Annotated in this window: 15 protein-coding genes; 2 read left to right on the top strand and 13 right to left on the bottom strand. The window is 36.2% G+C overall.

Features of this window, described 5'->3' with window-relative positions; genetic code table 11:
* Positions 1-35 precede the first annotated feature (35 nt).
* The 11 genes from recD to ACFSAV_RS04335 form a co-directional block, all read right to left on the bottom strand.
* A complete protein-coding gene (recD, locus tag ACFSAV_RS04385; RefSeq protein ID WP_379096649.1) occupies positions 36-2,012 on the bottom strand; it encodes an exodeoxyribonuclease V subunit alpha in 1,977 nt (658 codons plus the stop codon).
* Positions 2,012-5,683, bottom strand: a complete 3,672-nt coding sequence (gene recB, locus ACFSAV_RS04380; RefSeq protein WP_379096646.1) for an exodeoxyribonuclease V subunit beta — start codon at positions 5,681-5,683, stop codon at positions 2,012-2,014. The genes recD and recB overlap by 1 nt, the downstream gene beginning before the upstream one ends.
* Before the next feature lie 66 nt (positions 5,684-5,749).
* A complete protein-coding gene (locus ACFSAV_RS04375; RefSeq protein ID WP_101775126.1) occupies positions 5,750-6,106 on the bottom strand; it encodes a DsrE/DsrF/TusD sulfur relay family protein in 357 nt (118 codons plus the stop codon).
* A gap of 1 nt (position 6,107) precedes the next feature.
* Entirely contained in the window at positions 6,108-7,418 is a 1,311-nt protein-coding gene (locus ACFSAV_RS04370; RefSeq protein ID WP_379096642.1) for an NCS2 family permease, read from the bottom strand.
* 312 nt (positions 7,419-7,730) lie between these two features.
* Complete coding sequence (locus tag ACFSAV_RS04365) at positions 7,731-8,825, bottom strand: lytic murein transglycosylase (RefSeq protein WP_379096639.1); 1,095 nt, start codon at positions 8,823-8,825, stop codon at positions 7,731-7,733.
* 10 nt (positions 8,826-8,835) lie between these two features.
* Positions 8,836-9,636: a glycosyltransferase family 2 protein gene (locus tag ACFSAV_RS04360; RefSeq protein WP_379096636.1), complete on the bottom strand. Its 801-nt coding sequence runs from the start codon at positions 9,634-9,636 to the stop codon at positions 8,836-8,838.
* On the bottom strand, positions 9,633-10,520 hold the full coding sequence (locus tag ACFSAV_RS04355; RefSeq protein WP_379096633.1) for a glycosyltransferase family 2 protein: 888 nt from the start codon (positions 10,518-10,520) through the stop codon (positions 9,633-9,635). The genes ACFSAV_RS04360 and ACFSAV_RS04355 overlap by 4 nt, the downstream gene beginning before the upstream one ends.
* On the bottom strand, positions 10,520-11,704 hold the full coding sequence (locus tag ACFSAV_RS04350) for a hypothetical protein (RefSeq protein WP_379096630.1): 1,185 nt from the start codon (positions 11,702-11,704) through the stop codon (positions 10,520-10,522). The genes ACFSAV_RS04355 and ACFSAV_RS04350 overlap by 1 nt, the downstream gene beginning before the upstream one ends.
* 19 nt (positions 11,705-11,723) lie before the next feature.
* A complete protein-coding gene (locus tag ACFSAV_RS04345; protein ID WP_379096627.1) occupies positions 11,724-12,497 on the bottom strand; it encodes a glycosyltransferase family 25 protein in 774 nt (257 codons plus the stop codon).
* A gap of 1 nt (position 12,498) precedes the next feature.
* Positions 12,499-13,425 (bottom strand): CMP-N-acetylneuraminate:beta-galactoside alpha-2,3-sialyltransferase, encoded by a 927-nt coding sequence (lst, locus tag ACFSAV_RS04340; RefSeq protein ID WP_379096624.1) that lies wholly within the window; start codon positions 13,423-13,425, stop codon positions 12,499-12,501.
* Positions 13,422-14,627, bottom strand: coding sequence for a flippase (locus ACFSAV_RS04335; protein ID WP_379096621.1), 1,206 nt, complete (start codon positions 14,625-14,627; stop codon positions 13,422-13,424). The genes lst and ACFSAV_RS04335 overlap by 4 nt, the downstream gene beginning before the upstream one ends.
* A gap of 117 nt (positions 14,628-14,744) precedes the next feature.
* Here ACFSAV_RS04335 and ACFSAV_RS04330 point away from each other — a divergent pair, with 117 nt between their 5' ends.
* Complete coding sequence (locus ACFSAV_RS04330; RefSeq protein ID WP_379096619.1) at positions 14,745-15,494, top strand: YdcF family protein; 750 nt, start codon at positions 14,745-14,747, stop codon at positions 15,492-15,494.
* Between the two features lie 129 nt (positions 15,495-15,623).
* Here the strand turns inward: ACFSAV_RS04330 and pepT are convergent, their stop codons facing one another.
* Positions 15,624-16,859, bottom strand: coding sequence for a peptidase T (gene pepT / locus ACFSAV_RS04325; protein WP_379096616.1), 1,236 nt, complete (start codon positions 16,857-16,859; stop codon positions 15,624-15,626).
* Between the two features lie 263 nt (positions 16,860-17,122).
* Positions 17,123-18,094 (bottom strand): oxidoreductase, encoded by a 972-nt coding sequence (locus ACFSAV_RS04320; protein ID WP_379096613.1) that lies wholly within the window; start codon positions 18,092-18,094, stop codon positions 17,123-17,125.
* A gap of 56 nt (positions 18,095-18,150) precedes the next feature.
* Between ACFSAV_RS04320 and ybaK the strand changes: the two genes are divergently transcribed.
* Positions 18,151-18,627: a Cys-tRNA(Pro) deacylase gene (gene ybaK / locus ACFSAV_RS04315; protein WP_101775138.1), complete on the top strand. Its 477-nt coding sequence runs from the start codon at positions 18,151-18,153 to the stop codon at positions 18,625-18,627.
* Positions 18,628-18,631: the final 4 nt, after the last annotated feature.

Genomic DNA, 18,631 nt, shown 5'->3' with positions numbered 1-18,631 from the left:
TTTTTCTCCTATTGATAAATTCAAATTTAAGCACTTTAATGGGATTTTTTAAACAATTCAACTAGCAATTTACTTAATCCACTTTGTCGCTTTACGGGATTTTTCAGTGCATTTCTCCAAATTTCTTGGGTCGTAAAAATACTGAGCTTTTGTTTTGCTCTAGTCATACCGGTATAAATTAATTCACGCGATAAAATAGGATTAGGTTCTGTTGGTAAGACTAAACAAGTATGGGCAAATTCAGATCCTTGTGATTTATGTATTGTCATCACAAAAGCGGTTTCATAACTTGGCACACGGCTAGCTAATACGGTTTTATAGTGATTTTTACCTTGCTCAAACCATACTTTTCCTTCCCCTAAAAATAAGCCAATATCACCATTATATAACCCAATGTGACTGTCATTTTGTGTAATCATAATAGGCTTGCCAAGATACCAATCACGCTCATATTTAAAATGCAATAAGCCTTTTTGTTGTAAACGTTGTGCAATCTTTCGATTTAATTGCTCCACACCAAATTCGCCCACACGAAGTGCCGTCAAAAAACGCACAGCATTAAACAAAGCAAAAATATGGCTTACTTGCTGTTCCGTAAATTTTAAATTACTCTGCTGCATTTGTTTTACTGCCAGTAAATAATCAGTATATTTTTCTACCGCACTTTTTACGACTAAAGCGACACAAGCTTGTGTATAAGCAATTGGATTAGTCGCTTTTAACGATGTTAAAGTAGTAAAATCGATTAATTCAACATCATCAAATTGAGTTAAATACTGCCAGCTTAACTCAATTTCCCCTTGATTAATCGCTTGTGCAAGCTGTCCAATACCAGAATGACTTGAAAAACGATGGCTGTGATGTAAACGACACAGATGATCACGAATAGGATGATATCGTGTAGTATGCGCAAGTTGAATATCCGCGACTTCTTGTAAATAATCCGTTAATGCAGCACTATAAGGCGTTTGCGCAAATTGACCTAGCTCTCCTAAGGTTTCACCTGCTTCTACTGGTGAAAGTTGATTCTCATCCCCTAATAAAATCAATTTTGTCTGTACTTTGAGTGCTTGTAATAATTTTGTCAGCAACGGTAAATCAATCATTGAAGCTTCATCTACAACTAAGACATCAAGGTATAATGGATTTTTTAAATTAAATTGTGGCGTTTCTTCAAAAAAACGTATGCCTAATAAACGATGCAGTGTTTGTGCTGCTGTTGGAATTGATGCCATCAATTCAGGTGTAATCACAATTTTCTCTCGAGTTTGTAAATTTTCGAGTGCACTATGCATAGATTCAGTTAAACGTGCAGCAGCCTTTCCTGTTGGCGCAACAAGTTTAATCTTTAATTTGTGACAATGTAACTCTTGTAGAACAAGTAATAAACGCGCTACTGTTGTCGTTTTCCCTGTGCCTGGTCCGCCTGTAATTAAGCAAAAATTTTGGCGTAATGCCGTCGCTACTGCGACTTTCTGCCAGTTAATTTCACTACATTGTTGTGTGCTAGGAAAATATTTTGCCAATGTCTGTTTAATTTGCACCAAATCACTTTGATCTGAACCTGCTTGATGTTTTACTGCACGCTTTAAGTAGTTTGCGACCCGATATTCATCTTGCCAAATCCGATAAAAATACAACGCATTAAATTGAAAAACTAAAGGAGCTACCTGTTCCAACGGATTAGTACTAAATGCAATATGATTTTTAAGTTCTGACTGCCACTGTTCAACAGGCATAAAACCTATTTTTGCTTGTATTTCTGCTAAATAATGACAGTCAGATGTACGGTAAGCTAAATTAAAATAATTCTGTTCAAGATGGTGATCTAAAAATAAACAAGTATTCCCTTGTTGATAGTTGTAACTACATAAGGCAGCCAATAAGATAGCTAAATTCTGAACTTCAGTAGCATAATCTTGAGGTTGTTTATCTGCAATCAATTTTGCGAAATAATAATCTCCAGCACTAATCAATTGCTGCTGCTTTAACTTGTTTAAGATAGCAAGCATTACAATAACTCCTCTAATTCTTCGATAAGACCTACATGAGGCTTGTTAAAATATACGCCATGATTATCCTTTCCGTTCATGCCTCGCAAAAAAGTATAAATTACGCCGCCAAAATGTGTCTGATAACGATAATGAGGATCGCGTTGGGTTAAATAACGATGGAGTGCCACGGTATAAAATAAATACTGCCAGTCATAATGTTGCTCTACCATCACTTTGTTGAGCTGCTCTGGTGCATAATCAGCCAAAGTGTTACCTAATTTATTCGATTTATAATCTAACAAGTAATATTTCCCTTGATAGCGAAAAACAAGGTCAATAAAACCACGTAGCATACCTGTAATACTTTGTTTCAAATCCTGTAATTGCAGTGGTGTAGAAACCACCTGATATTTTTGTAATAGCTGATTAAATTTATTGGATTGAAATTGTTGCGCTAATTGCAAATAAAACTCCATTTCTTTTAAACAATCCTGTGGCGCTAAATCAGCAAGCTTAAGATTTTCGTTTGCAAGCAACGGCGTTGTTAAAATATGAGTTAACCATGTTTGTAATGGAACAAACCATTTCTGATCAAGCTGTAACTGCTGGCAGAGCTGATGTACCATTGTTAATTCAATTGGTTTATTGAAGGCATTTTGCTCAAAATATTGATGAAGCACTTGACCTATTTGAGCACCCGCCGGTAAATCAAAAGGGGTATAGCCTGCTGCATATCCTTCTACTATTGCTTTCTGCAAATAACTATCCTGCGAATAGTTTTGCTCTAAGCTATAATCTTTTAATTCAGAAAGCAACGTGATTGCCAATGCCTTTTCATCCTGTTGTTGAGCAAGATAAAATTGTTTTGTTCTCTCATGTTGAGCGCTAATGGCAGTAAAACTGGTCACTTGCCAATTTTGCTCAATCTGTCCATTAAACTCAGCACAATGCAAGGTTTCTGTAGGTGAAATAACTTGTGATGTAACATCAGGTTGTAATGTAGTGAAATCATCAATAGCAACATTCACCTGTTGCTTCATCATACATTGCTGAAATTCGGTCAAAACTGACCGCACTTCTTCGCGACGGTCCATCTGACCTTGCGTAAAGAGGTATTGCAGACAATTCCAACTCGGTAAAAAAGACTCTGGCAATGCTAATGCAATTTGGTACTTAGCTCGAGTGAATGCCACATACAATAGACGCATTTCTTCTGCGCGTTGTTCCTGCTCAATCTCTACCTGATGTTGCTGCTCAACATCCCATAGTACACGCTGCGCAATACTGTCATAATACGTTTGAATTAACTGCTTATTCTCTTTTAATGAATCGGCAATAAATGGCAACCACACGAGATCATATTCCAATCCTTTAGATTTATGAATAGTCACAATTTTAACCAACTGCCGCTCACTCTCTAAGCGAATTTGTTGTCCATCTTGGCGATCTTCGCCTTGAATTTGTTTTTCAAACCAACGTAACAAGCTTGCTGCACTTTCATTTAAACGACTAGCCTCTTGTAATAATTCCGCTAGATGTAATAGATCTGTCGCTTGACGTTCTCCTCCCAAACTTGCAAGCAACTTTTCTGTGATCTTTTCATCTAAGAAAAGTCGATGGAGCATGACTAAAATCCCTTGTTTTTGCCAAATATGTTGATAATTAACAAAACGTTCTACTAGCTCGCTCCAACGTTGTTCATCTTGTTTAATCGCACTCATTTCACGTGCTGTTAAGGCAAAAATACGAGTCGCAATCGCATTTAAAATATGGCGCTCGCTAAATGGGTTTAAACAAGCGGTTAAAATTAAAGCTAATTGTTTAGCTTCATCACAATCGAATACGTTACTGCGATCGGAAAGATAGACTGAAGCAATTCCTAATTGTTGTAGTGCTTGTGCCACTAACTCAGCTTCACTCCAATTACGCACAAGTACGGCTATTCGCTCAGCCATTAAAGGTTGTGTTGCTTGTTCAGAAGCAAAAATTGCATTATTTTCTTGCGCATATTGCAACCAATATTGAATTGAAATAGCACAAATCTGTGCGAGCTTCTGCTTTTGAGCCGTACTGAACCGCGTATTTTTACTTTCCCCCAAATCACCAATATAGCAACGTAACGCAGGTTCAATTTGACCGTTTAATATAAATTTAGCTTGATCATTACGCGCAGAAACAGGTTGAAATTGAATTTGTGGATATACAAAAGGCAAACCAGATTGAAAATGAAACAACGTATTAACACTCTTTACTAAGCTTTGTTCAGAACGCCAGTTTGTGCCTAAAGTAAAATGAGCATCGGCTTGCTGCGCAGCTTTGAAGTAAGTAAAAATATCTGCACCACGAAATTTATAAATGGCTTGCTTAGGATCACCAATCATAATAAAGCCATTTTCAACAGGCATTGAGTGAATATAGATCTTAGCGAAAATTTGATATTGTTGAGCATCCGTATCTTGAAATTCATCAATCATGGCAAAGGGATATTGTAGGCGAATAAATTGCGCAAGCTCCTCACCTTGAACAGAATAAAGTGCTTGTTTCAACAAGCGTAATAAATCATCAAAATTTTTCTGAGCATGGTTAAGTTTATGCTCAAGCAACTTTTGCTGCACACCACATAAATAATGATATAGCACTACTTGCTGATCAACTACCTGTTCTGTAGTATGTGCGATCACTTCATCAACTAATTGAAAAACGGGATGAGAAATGGGTTCAGCGCCTTCTTCTGCATAATGCAGCAAAGCTTGCTGACTAAAATATTTAGTTAACGTTTCAGGTAACCGCGTGCTCAATGCTGAGTTTGCCCATGCCTGAATGTTATCAAACCATTTAGGCACATAATTCTTTTTAAAATTAGTGCGTTTTAAAGATTTTTTTTCGCCTTTTTTATAATTTTTATCTAATTCATGCAAAATCAATGAGCGTAATTCGGTTTCATTATCTAACCATTGCTGCTTTAATTGTTGTACTAACTGCTGTTTAGGTAAGACACGATGTTGTAAAAAATCTACTAATGGCATTGTCAACCATGCTTTTTGACTAATATCTAACTCTAACTGATGTGATATATGGCTACGTAACTTTTTTAAAACAGCTTGAGGTGAAACGAGTACTTGGTGAATATAATTGGCGATATCCAAAGGCTGTAAGTAAAAATGTTCACGCCAAAAATCGTTGAATAAGCGTTCTAATAACTCACTTTCGTCTTTAACTAATTCTAAATTAAAATGAATCCCTGAGTTAAAAGCATATTGCATTAACATACGGCGGCAGAAACCATGAATTGTATAAATCGCGGCCAGATCCATCGTTTGTTCAGCCATCTTTAAACGTTGTATCGCTGCATCAATATCTTGGATAGAACGCATTAATTCCACTAAAAAATGATCATGTGCTAACGCTCTCACTCCCTCAGTTTTATAAGCTATAAACGCCTGTTTTGCTTGATGAATACGTTCACGAATACGTCCTTTTAATTCTTCTGTCGCTGCCTCTGTAAAAGTAACCACTAAAATTTCTTGTACGCTTAATGGGCGAGAAAAACAGTCTTCTCCAGCTTGCAGTAATAAACGTAAATAAAGTGAACCAATAGTATAGGTTTTACCTGTACCTGCGGACGCTTCAATGAGACAAACTTGATTAAGTGGTGTTGTGATCGGATTGAGAAGAACAGCTGTATCCATTGTCTTATCTTTTCTCTGTATTCGCATCTAACAAAAAGTGCGGTCTATTTTACCGCACTTTTACTCTTAAAAGTTTAATACTTTATCAGCCTCGAAGGTCCAATCAGCCAATTCAGACAATGTGCCAATTTCGACTCCCTCAGCTAACGGCAATTCTGTTATTCCACGCGCAAGTGTGCAAGTCTTACAAAGTTTTATCTGTGCACCCTGTGCAGTGAGAATTTCTAACGCCTGTTGTAAGTGATAACCTTCTGTTGGATTTTGTTTAGCTAATCCACCAGTCACAGCATCGGACATCAAAAATAACTTTAAATCGACCGCACTTTTATATTGATCTTGTAATTGTAATGCCAAACGTAACGCACTAAAAAAGGCTTCGTTGCCATAGGGTGCGGCATGAATAATAAACAGAATTTTTTGCATATTAGCCTACCCAAACAAATTTTGCGATAAATAGGAAAGAAACCACCCAAACTGGCGCATTAACTTCTTTCATACGACCAGTACAAGTCTTCATAATACAATAGCTAATGAAACCAAAAGCAATACCTTCCGTAATAGAATAAGTAAATGGCATCATTGCGGCAGTAATAAAGGCAGGTGTTGCTTCTGTTAAATCTTCCCATTTGACACGAATTAAACTGGATGCCATTAAAATTCCAACATAAACCAATGCACCCGCTGTTGCATAAGCTGGTACAACACTAGCTAATGGCGAAAAGAAAATCGTTAACAAGAATAAAATACCAACAGTCACGGCAGTTAAACCTGTACGTCCTCCTACAGAAACCCCTGCCCCACTTTCAATATAAGTACTGATTGCAGAGGTCCCCATATAAGAACCCGCAACAGCGCTCACACTATCAACATAAAGCGCTTGTTTCATTTTGGGAAAGCGCCCTTTTTCATCGCTAATGCCCGCTTTATCTGTTACCCCTAATAATGTGCCAGATGAATCAAATAAATTGACTAGTAAAAATGAAAAAATGATCCCTAATAATGCTGTATCTAATGCACCTGCAATATCTACTTGACCCACAACGGGGGTTAAGCTTGGTGGCATAGAAATGACACCATGAAATGCCACGCTCGGATCAATAAAAAATGCCAGCGCAGTAACCACAGCTATAGAAACTAATACGCCAGAATAAATATTACGTGCGGCTAATACTACGATAATAAAAAAGCCTAGTACGCCAAGTAATACTTTTGGATCATGTAATTCGCCTAATGCGACTAACGTTGCTGGATTTGCAACGACCAGCCCCATATTTTTAAAGCCAATTAAAGCAATAAATAAACCGATGCCCGCCCCAATGCCTACACGTAAGCCCAACGGAATCGATGCCATGAGCCAGTAGCGAATTTGAAAGATAGTTAAAATAAGTAAACCGACTGATCCCCAGAAGATCGTCCCCATGCCAATCTGCCAAGAGTAGCCTAATTTACTCACTACGACATACGCAAAAAACGCATTTAATCCCATCGCAGGCGCAAGTGCGATAGGTAAATTACTGAATAATCCCATCGCAATAGTACCTAAGCCAGCAATTAAACAAGTTGTTACAAACACCACTTGCTTATCCATACCAGCATCCCCCAGAATCGAAGGATTAACAAACACGATATAAACCATAGTAAAGAAAGTAGTAATACCTGCGATAATTTCTGTTTTAGGTGTGGTTTTTTTCTCGGTTAATTTAAAAAAACGATGTAGAAAAGATTGATTTTCCATTGTTATTCCTAAGGTTATAGTAAAAATAAGAAATGATGAAAAACAGGTATAAAATTTGAGAGGTGTTTTTCCAGTGGATTTTAACAGAAGAATGCCTATGATGCACCGTTTTTAAGTGAAAAAATGCGATAAAATCCAGATATAACAACAAACGCAATCGTTTACTCAAATTAAGGTCATCGAACAAACATGACGCTAATTATAAACGCGATAGTTAAACCAATACCAATCACAACCAAAAAATAGGTACAAGCTTAGCCACTTGTACCAATATTTAATCACTTAAACATAAAATGACAGTGAAACAATGGATTACAAACCGATTTGTTGTTTAATGCGATCCGCAAACATACCAATACTTACCGCAAAATAGTTTGAACGATTCCAATCTAACAAAGTACGATAATTGTTAGACACTAAAAAAGCACGTCCCACTTCACGATCTGGTCGCACTAACCAAAGATCTGTGTTAGAAAGTGCGGTCAATTTTTCTTGATTTTGTACTGAATATGATTTCAGCATCACACCTAACTTTTGCCAATCTTGTAATGAGCGTTTCTTATATGCTTCAATACCAGCAAGTTCGAGAGATAATGGTTGTGTTAAATTCACTTCAATGCCCCAAGGCAATTGCTTATCCCAACCTACCGTACTTAAATAACGAGCAATAGATGCAAAGACATCATCATGATTTTGCCAAATATCTTTTTCACCATCATGATTACCATCTGCGGCATAACGTAAATAAGAACTTGGCATAAACTGAGTTTGTCCCATCGCTCCTGCCCATGAACCTAGCATCTTTTGGCGTGAAATATCGTTGCGTTCTAACATTTTCATTGCTGCGATAAATTCACGGCTAAACAAATGTTCACGTCGTCCTTCAAATGCCAAAGTAGCTAATACAGAAAGTACATCATAATTACCTTGGTAATAACCAAAACTACTTTCCATTCCCCACAAAGACATTAAATATTCTTTTTGTACTCCAAAGCGCTGACTGGCTTTTTCTAATTGTGCTTGTTGCTGCCAATAACGCGTCACTGCAACATCCACTTTACGCTGGGTTAAAACACGATTTAAATAGTGAGTAGTACCATGTGGATTTAAGCGTACAGGTTCATTTGGATCACGTTTTTTAACACGTCCTGCCTGTTGGCGATCTAAATCAATCGCTTTTTCAATATAACGAATGTCATTATGTTGAGCTAAAGTATGTTCAGAGATGCCTTCACCACGAGCCTTACTTTTCAAAAAGCCCACATAATCATCAAAATTATTGAGCGTTCTTGCTTTATCATATTGTGCACTTGGGGTTAAAGGTTGTATGGTTGGTTTGCTTGAACAGCCTGCAAAGATAAGACAAGCCAGTAAGATACTGGCTTTACATGTAGATTTTAATAACACAATCGCTTTCCTACTTTCTTAAAAATTGATAAACAATCTGCAACAACGAAGTTGGCAGTAAACGTGGTAACGCACGTAATATAAAGGTAAACAAGCCAGAAATAAAGCTTTGCAGTTTTAAACGGTGCTTTAACTGAAACAAACGCCATTCTGCTTGTGCTTGCGCAAGACCTCGACGCCGTCCCACCATTCCGTTACCCACACGAGCATAAACTAACACTTCGGCTAAATTTGCAACTTTTTTCCCTGTGGCAACCATTTTAATCCACAGATAATAATCCTCTTGTAAATCTTGATAACCACCACAAGCTAACACTGCTTCTTTCTGATAAGCCACTGTCATATGATTAAATGGACAACGTTGCTGAGTAAACTTTACAATATCATCATGTGTAGTTGGAACGCGGCGATAACTCACAATGTCTTTTATGCTTTGTCCAAATTCAGCAATTTGTCCGCCAACAATAATCGTATCAGAGTGAGTTTGAATATACGCCATTTGCTGCTCAAAACGTGTTGGCACACAAATATCATCTGTATCCATACGAAAAACCCAATCATATGAACAATGTAATAGCCCCTCATTAAGGGCTTTACCTAATCCAAGATTTTGGGGTAATTTGACTAACTTAATGGGCAACAACGTCAAAAATTCTTGCACCACATTGTCTAATTCAGTCGTTACTGGTCCATCAAACACCAACACTACTTCAGTAGCAGGTAAAGTTTGAGTCTGCAAACTGACAAAACATTCTCGCAAATATTGTGGATTTTCTTTCACATACAAAGACATCAAAACCGAAAATTTCATGATACAAACCTTTTCATATTGATTGCGAATGATGGCGAAACCAAAGTGAATCCAGCCATAATCAGATATTTAATATTGCATGTTTTCTTAAAAATCGCGAAATAATATTTAGCTGCTACGCGGGATAAATTCATTATATAGGGATATGCCAACATATACTGTGCATTCAATTCAAAGTGACGTGCATGTCTATCTGTTTTAACATAACGTGCTCTAATTTCATCAATTGCTTGTTCAGTATATTTTATGTTAGTTGACACACTTGAACGCCGAGTATGGAAAGTACAAATCGTTAAAGCCTGTTCAACATAACAAGGGGTAAATGTAGGTTCACACAATAATTTTAATAAAAACTCATAATCCTCTAGTGAACGTAAATAACCCGATAAACCACCTACTTGTAAAAAAAGATCCTTTTTGATCGCAATCATTGGCATACCACCAATTTTATTGGCTAATAAAATATTATCGAGAGTGAGCATTGTGATATCACGGTAAGGATGAGTCAAATAAGAAAACCCTTCATTGACCATGACACATTTAGCAGGATGATAAATAAAATTAACAGCAGGATTCTTAGCTATCGTTTCTGCTAATAGTGCACATTTTTCAGCCATAAAACGATCGTCGTCATCTAAAAACAATAGCCAATCATAACTCGCCTGCTTTGCTCCAATATTGCGGCTTTCTGCTGCACCTACATTTTGTGTATTACGAATCACTTTACAGATAAAAGGATAGCGATTCTCTATTTCAATAGGCTCTCTTGAATGATCATCAATAATAATCACTTCAAAATTATGTACAGTCTGTGTAGTTAAACTCGCTAATAACGTCGGAATTTCTGCTTGACGATTATAAGAAGGCACAATAATACTAAACATTACCCTCTCCTTACCTTAAACAAGCAAACCGTTTTCCCTTTTGTACCAAATAACGATAAAAACATTACAAATACCAACATAATACCAGGAAAAGCATAAGTATCCGCTTTGATATGAAGTACACTAAAAATAAATAATGTGGATAAAATAAATTTCCAACTTCCTTCAAACCAATGCTCTGCAACACGCTTAACAAAATAGGCTGTAAATGCAAAACAAGCGGTTAAATAAACTATACCGCCATATAGTACTTGGCGCAGGAAACCCGAGTCTGTCGCGCCATAATATTTACTTTCCGCCGTGTAATAATGACCATCACCGATTAAAAACTGTTTGAGAGTGGGAATGAACAGATGATTTTTAATCAGATTTTCACTTGACGAACTGATTTTGCTTACATCTTGATGTGAAAGTAGATTGATCACAGGTTCTAACGCATGAGCGACATATTTATGCTCGGCAAAATTCAAAGCCAAAAAGAGCACAATTCCAGCAAAAGCAATTAAAGCAGGTAAATAACGCCATTTAAAATAAAGCACGATACTAATCACGGATAACATAAAAAATGTTCTGCCTGAAATTAAGCCAATAAATAACAACAAAAACAAAAAAAGCGCAGGCATTTGATTGGTTTTCGCATTATATGCCAGTAAAAAATGCAACAGCATTAAATAAAAAATACTGAGCTGAAAGAATGCTGATGAAGTAAAATTATATAAACGATATTCCTGTTCTGAATGATAGAATCTTGGCATAATCGTATGGGTTGAGAGCGCAAAATCAACGGCAATCGAAACGCCCATTAATGCCACTATTCCGATTACCGCTTGAACAACAATACCGATTTTTAAGTCACTTATTAATTGTGCTTTCCCTGCAGCATGGCAATAAAACAAATTATAAATCCCGATACCAAAAACAAATAATATCAGGGTTTTGATATACATTTTAATTACACCAAGCTCTGTGGTGCCATTAATCAAGATAGGCACGATGCTCAATAAAATTAATGCAACAATCACTAAAATGCTGTCTACAGGCACTACAATCCCCTGTGTGAATTGCTCACGATATAAACGATAAGCAAGCCAAACTAACGCTATTCCACCAACACAAAATGCCATACGCAAGAAATGAAATAACCAAGGATCATAAAGGTAAAACAAACTGAATAATGTAGACATAAAATTTCCTAAACCGAGATTAAAAATTACGCAAAACAGCCAATAACTTCTTCAATGGATATTTCAACATTTTTTTCACTAAGTTATTCGACAAAGAACCCCGTACTGTTTCCAAATTACTGACTAATTCAGGATTTTCAATCGCTAATAATGGACGGATAACCACAATATCAAACTGAAAGACGGTGCCAAATAAAATAAAATCATCCGCCAACCAAAATGGCACTTTCTGTTGTTGCACTTGGTCTACCAAAGCTTTAGCCGCTGATTTCTTAATTAAATAAGCAACAGTACCTGCAAAATAATTTTTATAAGGATAAGCATAACAAAAATCGGTATTGGCAATCCGTTTACGCCAGAATGAAAAGGTGGTTGGATAATTAATTTCAAGTTCAAGATCATCAAACTGTGCGATCTTTGATTGCCCGACTAAAATTATATGTGAAGTTGGTTTTTGTGCTAAAAGTGCGGTCAGATTTTGCCGAAAATCGGCATTCAGCAACGCATCATCTTCACAGATTAAACAATATTCTTCTTCTGTAATATGTGTATCTGTCACAATTTGTTGATAAACGCCAAGATGGCTTAACGTACAACCTACTTCACCTTTAGTTACCGCTCGCCCATAATGCAATTTAAAGCGTTCGACATCAAAAAGTGCGGTCAATTTCTGCCAAGTTTCATTCATCGTATTGATAGCTGAGAATAGCTCAAAATCCTGTGTATCTGATTGCGCAAAAAAGCGATCTCGACGGTGTTGATCTTTCTCTAATGAAATTAAATACTTTTTCATGTTATTCTCTTATGTCAATGACATTGATACCTAATTCATCAAACAAATCATAACAAGCATCATAAGCTGGATTTCCAGTCGCAATTTTTAATGCCACCACATCAATATTGGCACTTTTATTCATGATGTTAATAATCGCGCTACTAAAATAAGTATAGATTCGATACTTTTTAGTTTTACATTGTTGAATAATGTAATCCTCAAAAATCAATTCTGTCTCAATATATTCCACATTTTCTAAATGATATTTTTCACGAGGATGAGGTAAATAATAATGAATATTGAAACGCTTAATCACTTGTTCAGCTAACGCAATGTTACGTTGATCATCTAAAAAAATGGGTTGCCCTAACAACACATTAATATAGTCAGTATCGACTGTCTGCACATCACAATGTTCAACTAAATTAAGATTCTCCACATTATCAACAATATTTTTAAAGCCATGATAAATAGTGTAATGACGTTGTGATAAGGCTCTCAGTTGCTGAATACCATATTTATTACCAAACAACACATTTATACACTTTCGTTTGAGTGTTGGGGGATCATCTTGATAAAACATGCTGTTTTTCACAATATTAATCGTGCCATCATCAAACGTATTCAATTGATTAAACTTAATTGCACTGAGTAAAAAGCGAATCTGTAAATCATTAATATTTGCGACAAAAACCTGATCGAACTTTTTACCACAGAATTTACTTTTTAAATAAACAATCTCTTTTAATAAATTAAAGCGATCATTATGTTGAATCATCGTAAAAAACGGACCGCACTTTTGTGCTAAGCGTTGACGATAAAAATCAAACTTTTTATTGCTGACTGTAGCAAGCATCACGCCATAAAACTCAGTTTCGGGAAATTGAGCGATAATTTTTTCTGCAATCAATACTTGTAACGGCGTACAACAAATAATCAAATTCATCCCACTTTTCCTACTCTCGCGGTCATTACATACAATACAGGTAGAATGGTAACCGCCCCAATAATACTTGCAAAAGGTACAAATTGAATCTCCGTCATCGTCAGACAGACTAAACTAACCACATAAACTATTGTTGTTAAGACAGAGCAAATCGAAATGAGTTTATTTTTAGCGTAATAGAACAGGTAATTCACTAAAATGAGATAAGGGATGATCAATGTTGTCGACACTAAAAATAAAATGATGTAATACTTTGTCCCAACAAATTGCTCCCCTAATAACCAAACGACAAACTGTTCTGGAATAAACCACATGACTAATGCAGGTATCGGCACCAATAATAAAGTATAAGTTGCCCATTTGTGAATGTGTTTCACATTGATACGCTGCTGCTTTAATCCTTCAAATAAATAAGGCACCGTAGCTTTATTAATTGCCTGAATAACAATCATTAAAACCGCCGCGATCTGCGCGCCCATCGCATACAAACCAAGTTCCGCTTCACTAAATTGGTGATAAATAAAAATACGATCTAATTGTCCACGCAAAAACAAACTCACATTGTGAAAAATCAATGGTGCACCAAAGCCAAGTAAATAAAATAATGCGGTTTTATGTTGAGAAAAGTTAAATTTTTTATGTATTGTTGTTTTTTGATAGAAAAAATACGCCACAACAAAAACTAAAAGATGGCTCAATAAAATAGCTAAAATCCGTTTTCCAACTAAATCGTGATCATATACTTCCAACAAAATCACAGTAACTAATCCTGATATCAAGGCTAATAACAATTGAATCACTGAATAAGCTACTGCTTGTTTTTGACATTGACGCACACTTAATTGAACGGAAAGAAACGATTGAAAAATGGCAGAAATCGCAAGATAAGCCATAATTTCAGACTGCCATATTAAACAACCGAGTAAAATAATCCCGCCAGAAAACAAGGTGTAAACATAACCTGTTGTTAAAACTAAATTTAACGATCTACCTCCATAAAAATAGAAAAAACGTGCAATTGCACCTTCTTGGCTTAAACCAACAATAATTAAGAATAAAGTAAGATAAGTTTGATAATAAGAAAGCTCACCAAAGCCTTCAACGCCTAGCTTACGTGATAAATAAGGTAATAATAGAAAGGGGACAGATTTTGAAATGAGTTCACCAAATAAGTAAATCGCACTGTCTTTAATTGCTTTCATTCTTTACTCAAGTTGACTGGATTAAGGCGCCATTTTAGCAATAAACAAATTTTAAACAATAGACATCTCTGTGTAGATCATCAATAATACAGCACCTTTTACTTATCTTTACTTAATATGTTTGAACTGACAAAGCTGATCACAGCCATGATTCTTCCACCATTTAATGTACTGATTTTATGGTTATTATCACTCTTCTTTTCACTTTTTCATTACAAAACATTAAGCCGCTTATCCGCGTTATTTGGCATAGCAATTTTGTATATTTTTAGCTTGCCTTATACTTCACATAAACTTGAAGATAATTTAGTTGTAGAAGATAACTTAACCTTAAATGATTACCAACAAGCACAAGCAATCGTATTATTAGGTGGTGGATTACGTGATAGTGCAGAACTATTTAATCAGTTAACTGTCAGTGCAATCCCATTAGAACGCGTACGCTATGCTGCTTATTTACAAAAACAAACTCAATTGCCTTTATTAGTGACAGGCAGTGCCCCTAATGGTACATCTGAAGCGCAAGTAATGGCTAGAGAACTCAGTGAATTCTTTCATGTACCAACAAAATGGCTTGAGCATAAAGCAAAAACCACTAAAGAAAATTCACAATTCAGCCGCCAAATTTTAGCACCAGAGAATGTAAATAATATTATTTTGGTAACAAACCAATGGCATATGCAACGTGCGAAACTCTTATTTGAACAGCAAGGCTTTCATGTTTTACCCGCAAGTGTTGGTCATGGCATTTCACCCACAAATTACGGTTTGAATTTTATGCACTTTATCCCACAAGCAGGAGCACTCAATAAAAATATGCTGTTATTAAAAGAATGGATTGGCTATTGGAAGGAAAAAGCACATTAAATTCAGTCTCTTTGTTTTAAGCAAAAAGAAACTTATCTTTTGTTGTGAATCCTAGATAACATCATGAGACTTTAAAGATGACCTAAAAATACGGCGTAAACCTTATGTTACGCCGTACTTTTATTTAAATTATTTTAATAACATTGCCGCCTTTTGCATAATCTGTAATGTTAATTCACAAGATTTTACAAAACTAGAAAGAGGTAAAAATTCAAAGTTTGAATGGAAATTATGTGCCCCTGTAAAATAATTTGGTGTGGTAATCCCTTTTACTGATAGCGCTGCGCCATCGGTTCCTCCGCGCATTGGTGTAATTTTAGGCTCAATGTTTATTTCCTGCATTCCTGCAAATAATAAATCAATAGAACGTCTATCCTCAGTCAATGTATTGGCAATATTTCCGTAAATATCGTTAATTTCACATTGTATCTGCGCACGTGGATATTGCTGCTGAATTTTTGTGATTGCTTCTTCAATAAACTGCTTACGCTGTTCAAAATGGGCTTTATCAAAATCTCGAATTGCAATATTTAATGTGGCAGCACGTTGATTTGCAGAAAAACCATTAAACCACCAATATCCCTCTTTATTTTCTGTACATTCTGGTGTCTGCTGACGATCAAATAAACTGATAAAATCTTGAGCTACCAAAATTGGATTCACTAATACCCCTTTTGCAGACATAGGATGCGCGCTCACGCCTTGAATCATAATCTTAGCAGCAGCGGCATTGAAGTTTTCATAAACGACTTCACCTAATTCACAACAATCTATCGTATACGCAAAATCAGGTTTAAATCTATTTAAATCTAATAATTTTGCGCCGCGTAAACCGATCTCTTCATCAGGTACAAACGCAATATAAATATCACCCGTTGGGATAGCCTGTGTTTTAATCAATGCCAATGCGGTCATCAGATTAGCAATCGCCGCTTTATTATCAGCGCCTAATACGCTGGTTCCATCACTAAAAATAATATCTTGATTAAGATATGGCAATATTTCTGGATGTTCAACGACATTGAACCAAATATCCTTCTCCTGATTTAACAATAAATTATCACCTTTAAAGGTTAAAATCTGTGGTTTAATTTCTGGTGATAAAGAAACATCTACCGTATCCAAATGCGCGACAAAGCCAATCGGTGTAGCATTCGCGACTCGTCCTTTCAATACGGCTGTAACATTCGCATGCTCATCAATCGCAACGTCTGATAGTCCCAATGCGCTTAATTCTTTTGCTAATAAATTAGCCAATTTCCACTGCCCATCCGAGCTTGGTACAGTTGTTGCACTCGCTAAACTTTGGCTACTGATAGCAAGATAACGAAAAAAATTTTCAATCAATAATTGTTGCATTGCCATTCTTATTCTCCTTTTATAGTCTTATAAATAAACACATCAACACAATAACGCACCTGCGATAATTCATGCAACAACTTCATTAATAAATGACTGACATACTTTCAAGTAAAAAAACCACTTTCTATAAAATGAAAGTGGTTTTTAGTTGACAATAACAAAGACGCGAATATAACCAAGAAAAGTAACAGTTCATTTTATGTCATTACATGAATTATTATGGCTTATAACAACAGCTTTTTATGTAACGCACTGTTCATGCTCTCTTAATACCCCTGCTGATAGACTAATTCAGCTAATTTCACACTCATCAATGCTAAATTGAAGCGTTGTTCATCTGCCACAGACCAAAATTGAATACCATTTTCTAATTCATTTACTGTACTAAGATGAAGCTTGACTTGCGCTTCACTCGCTTCCATTTCACCGTTTGTCACTGGGGTCATGGTTTTTTCTGCATGATATACAAACAGTTCATGTTGTGACCAAGATGCTAATTGAGCTTGCGTATCTAATTGATAATCTGATAACACGCTAACTATTTGTCCTGTGCCATAAAATACGGGAACTTGGATAGTATGAAAAACAACATTTTCAAGCTGAGGAAAAACTTTTCGTGTCTGATTAACCAGAGTTGAGGTTAGTACAGGGAAAGCATCAAAAGCCAAACGCTGTTCTGTTTCATCAAGGGGAATCCCATTTAACAAACGTGCTGTTTGTCCTGCTAATTGACTCACTTTATCTGCATTTGTATAAGATGCGGGCAACAATGAAGTTACCATGACTTGTTTTAACGGATTATTTGCCGCTAATTGTGCTATTGCAAGTGCAAGTTGTGTGACTTGCGGATCAGGTAAAGCAACAATATTACATTGACGTAATTCAGTTAATTTTTGCTCATTAACCGTTGGCACAACAACTGGTACATCTTGTAACGCAGCACAAACGCCTTTCATATCAATGACAATACAACCTGTTTCCGCCGCCTTAGCAATATGTGATACTTGACTAATCTCACCTGCAAAGAACAAGTAATTCCATTCTGACCATTCAACTTCTTCAGGCTTAACTTGCGCCACACTTTTATTGTTAAAACGAATGCCCTGTTCTTCACTAAAAGGATAAATTTCCACGATAGATAATTGTGTAATCTCTAACTGGCTTTGTTCTAAAGCTTCCGCTAATTTTTCACTTAATTCAAATTCAGCCGCAATCGCGATATTTAAAGTTGCGCTCATTTTTCTCTCCGCTGTAAAATAGTTGGCTCATTTTACTGGAACAATAAGAAAAGACAATGACACCGGCAATTGATTTACTGAAAAAACATAAGATCCCATTTAAGTTACATAGTTACGATCATGATCCTCACAATACACATTTTGGCGATGAAGCTGCCGAGAAGCTCGGGATTGATCCAAACCAGTCCTTTAAAACATTATTAGTCGCAGAAAATGGTGATCAGAAAAAGCTTGCTTGTTTTGTATTACCTACTGCTAATATGCTGAATTTAAAAAAAGCAGCCAAAGCAATTAATGTTAAGAAAGTAGAAATGGCAAACAAAGATTTTGCTCAGAAAAGTACGGGTTATTTGATCGGCGGCATTAGCCCACTGGGTCAAAAGAAAAGACTAAAAACTGTCGTTGCAAAATCCGCTTTACAATTTGATCATATTTTTGTTTCTGGCGGCAAGCGCGGCTTGAGTGTCGAATTAGCACCACAGGATTTGGCACAACTGTTAAATGCTCAATTTTTAGATATTGTCGATGACTAGTCTT

It is taken from the genome of Pasteurella oralis, from assembly GCF_042681465.1.
GTDB lineage: Bacteria > Pseudomonadota > Gammaproteobacteria > Enterobacterales > Pasteurellaceae > Pasteurella > Pasteurella oralis.
Note: the sequence above shows the minus strand (reverse complement) of the source record. Positions and strands in the feature narration are given on the sequence as shown.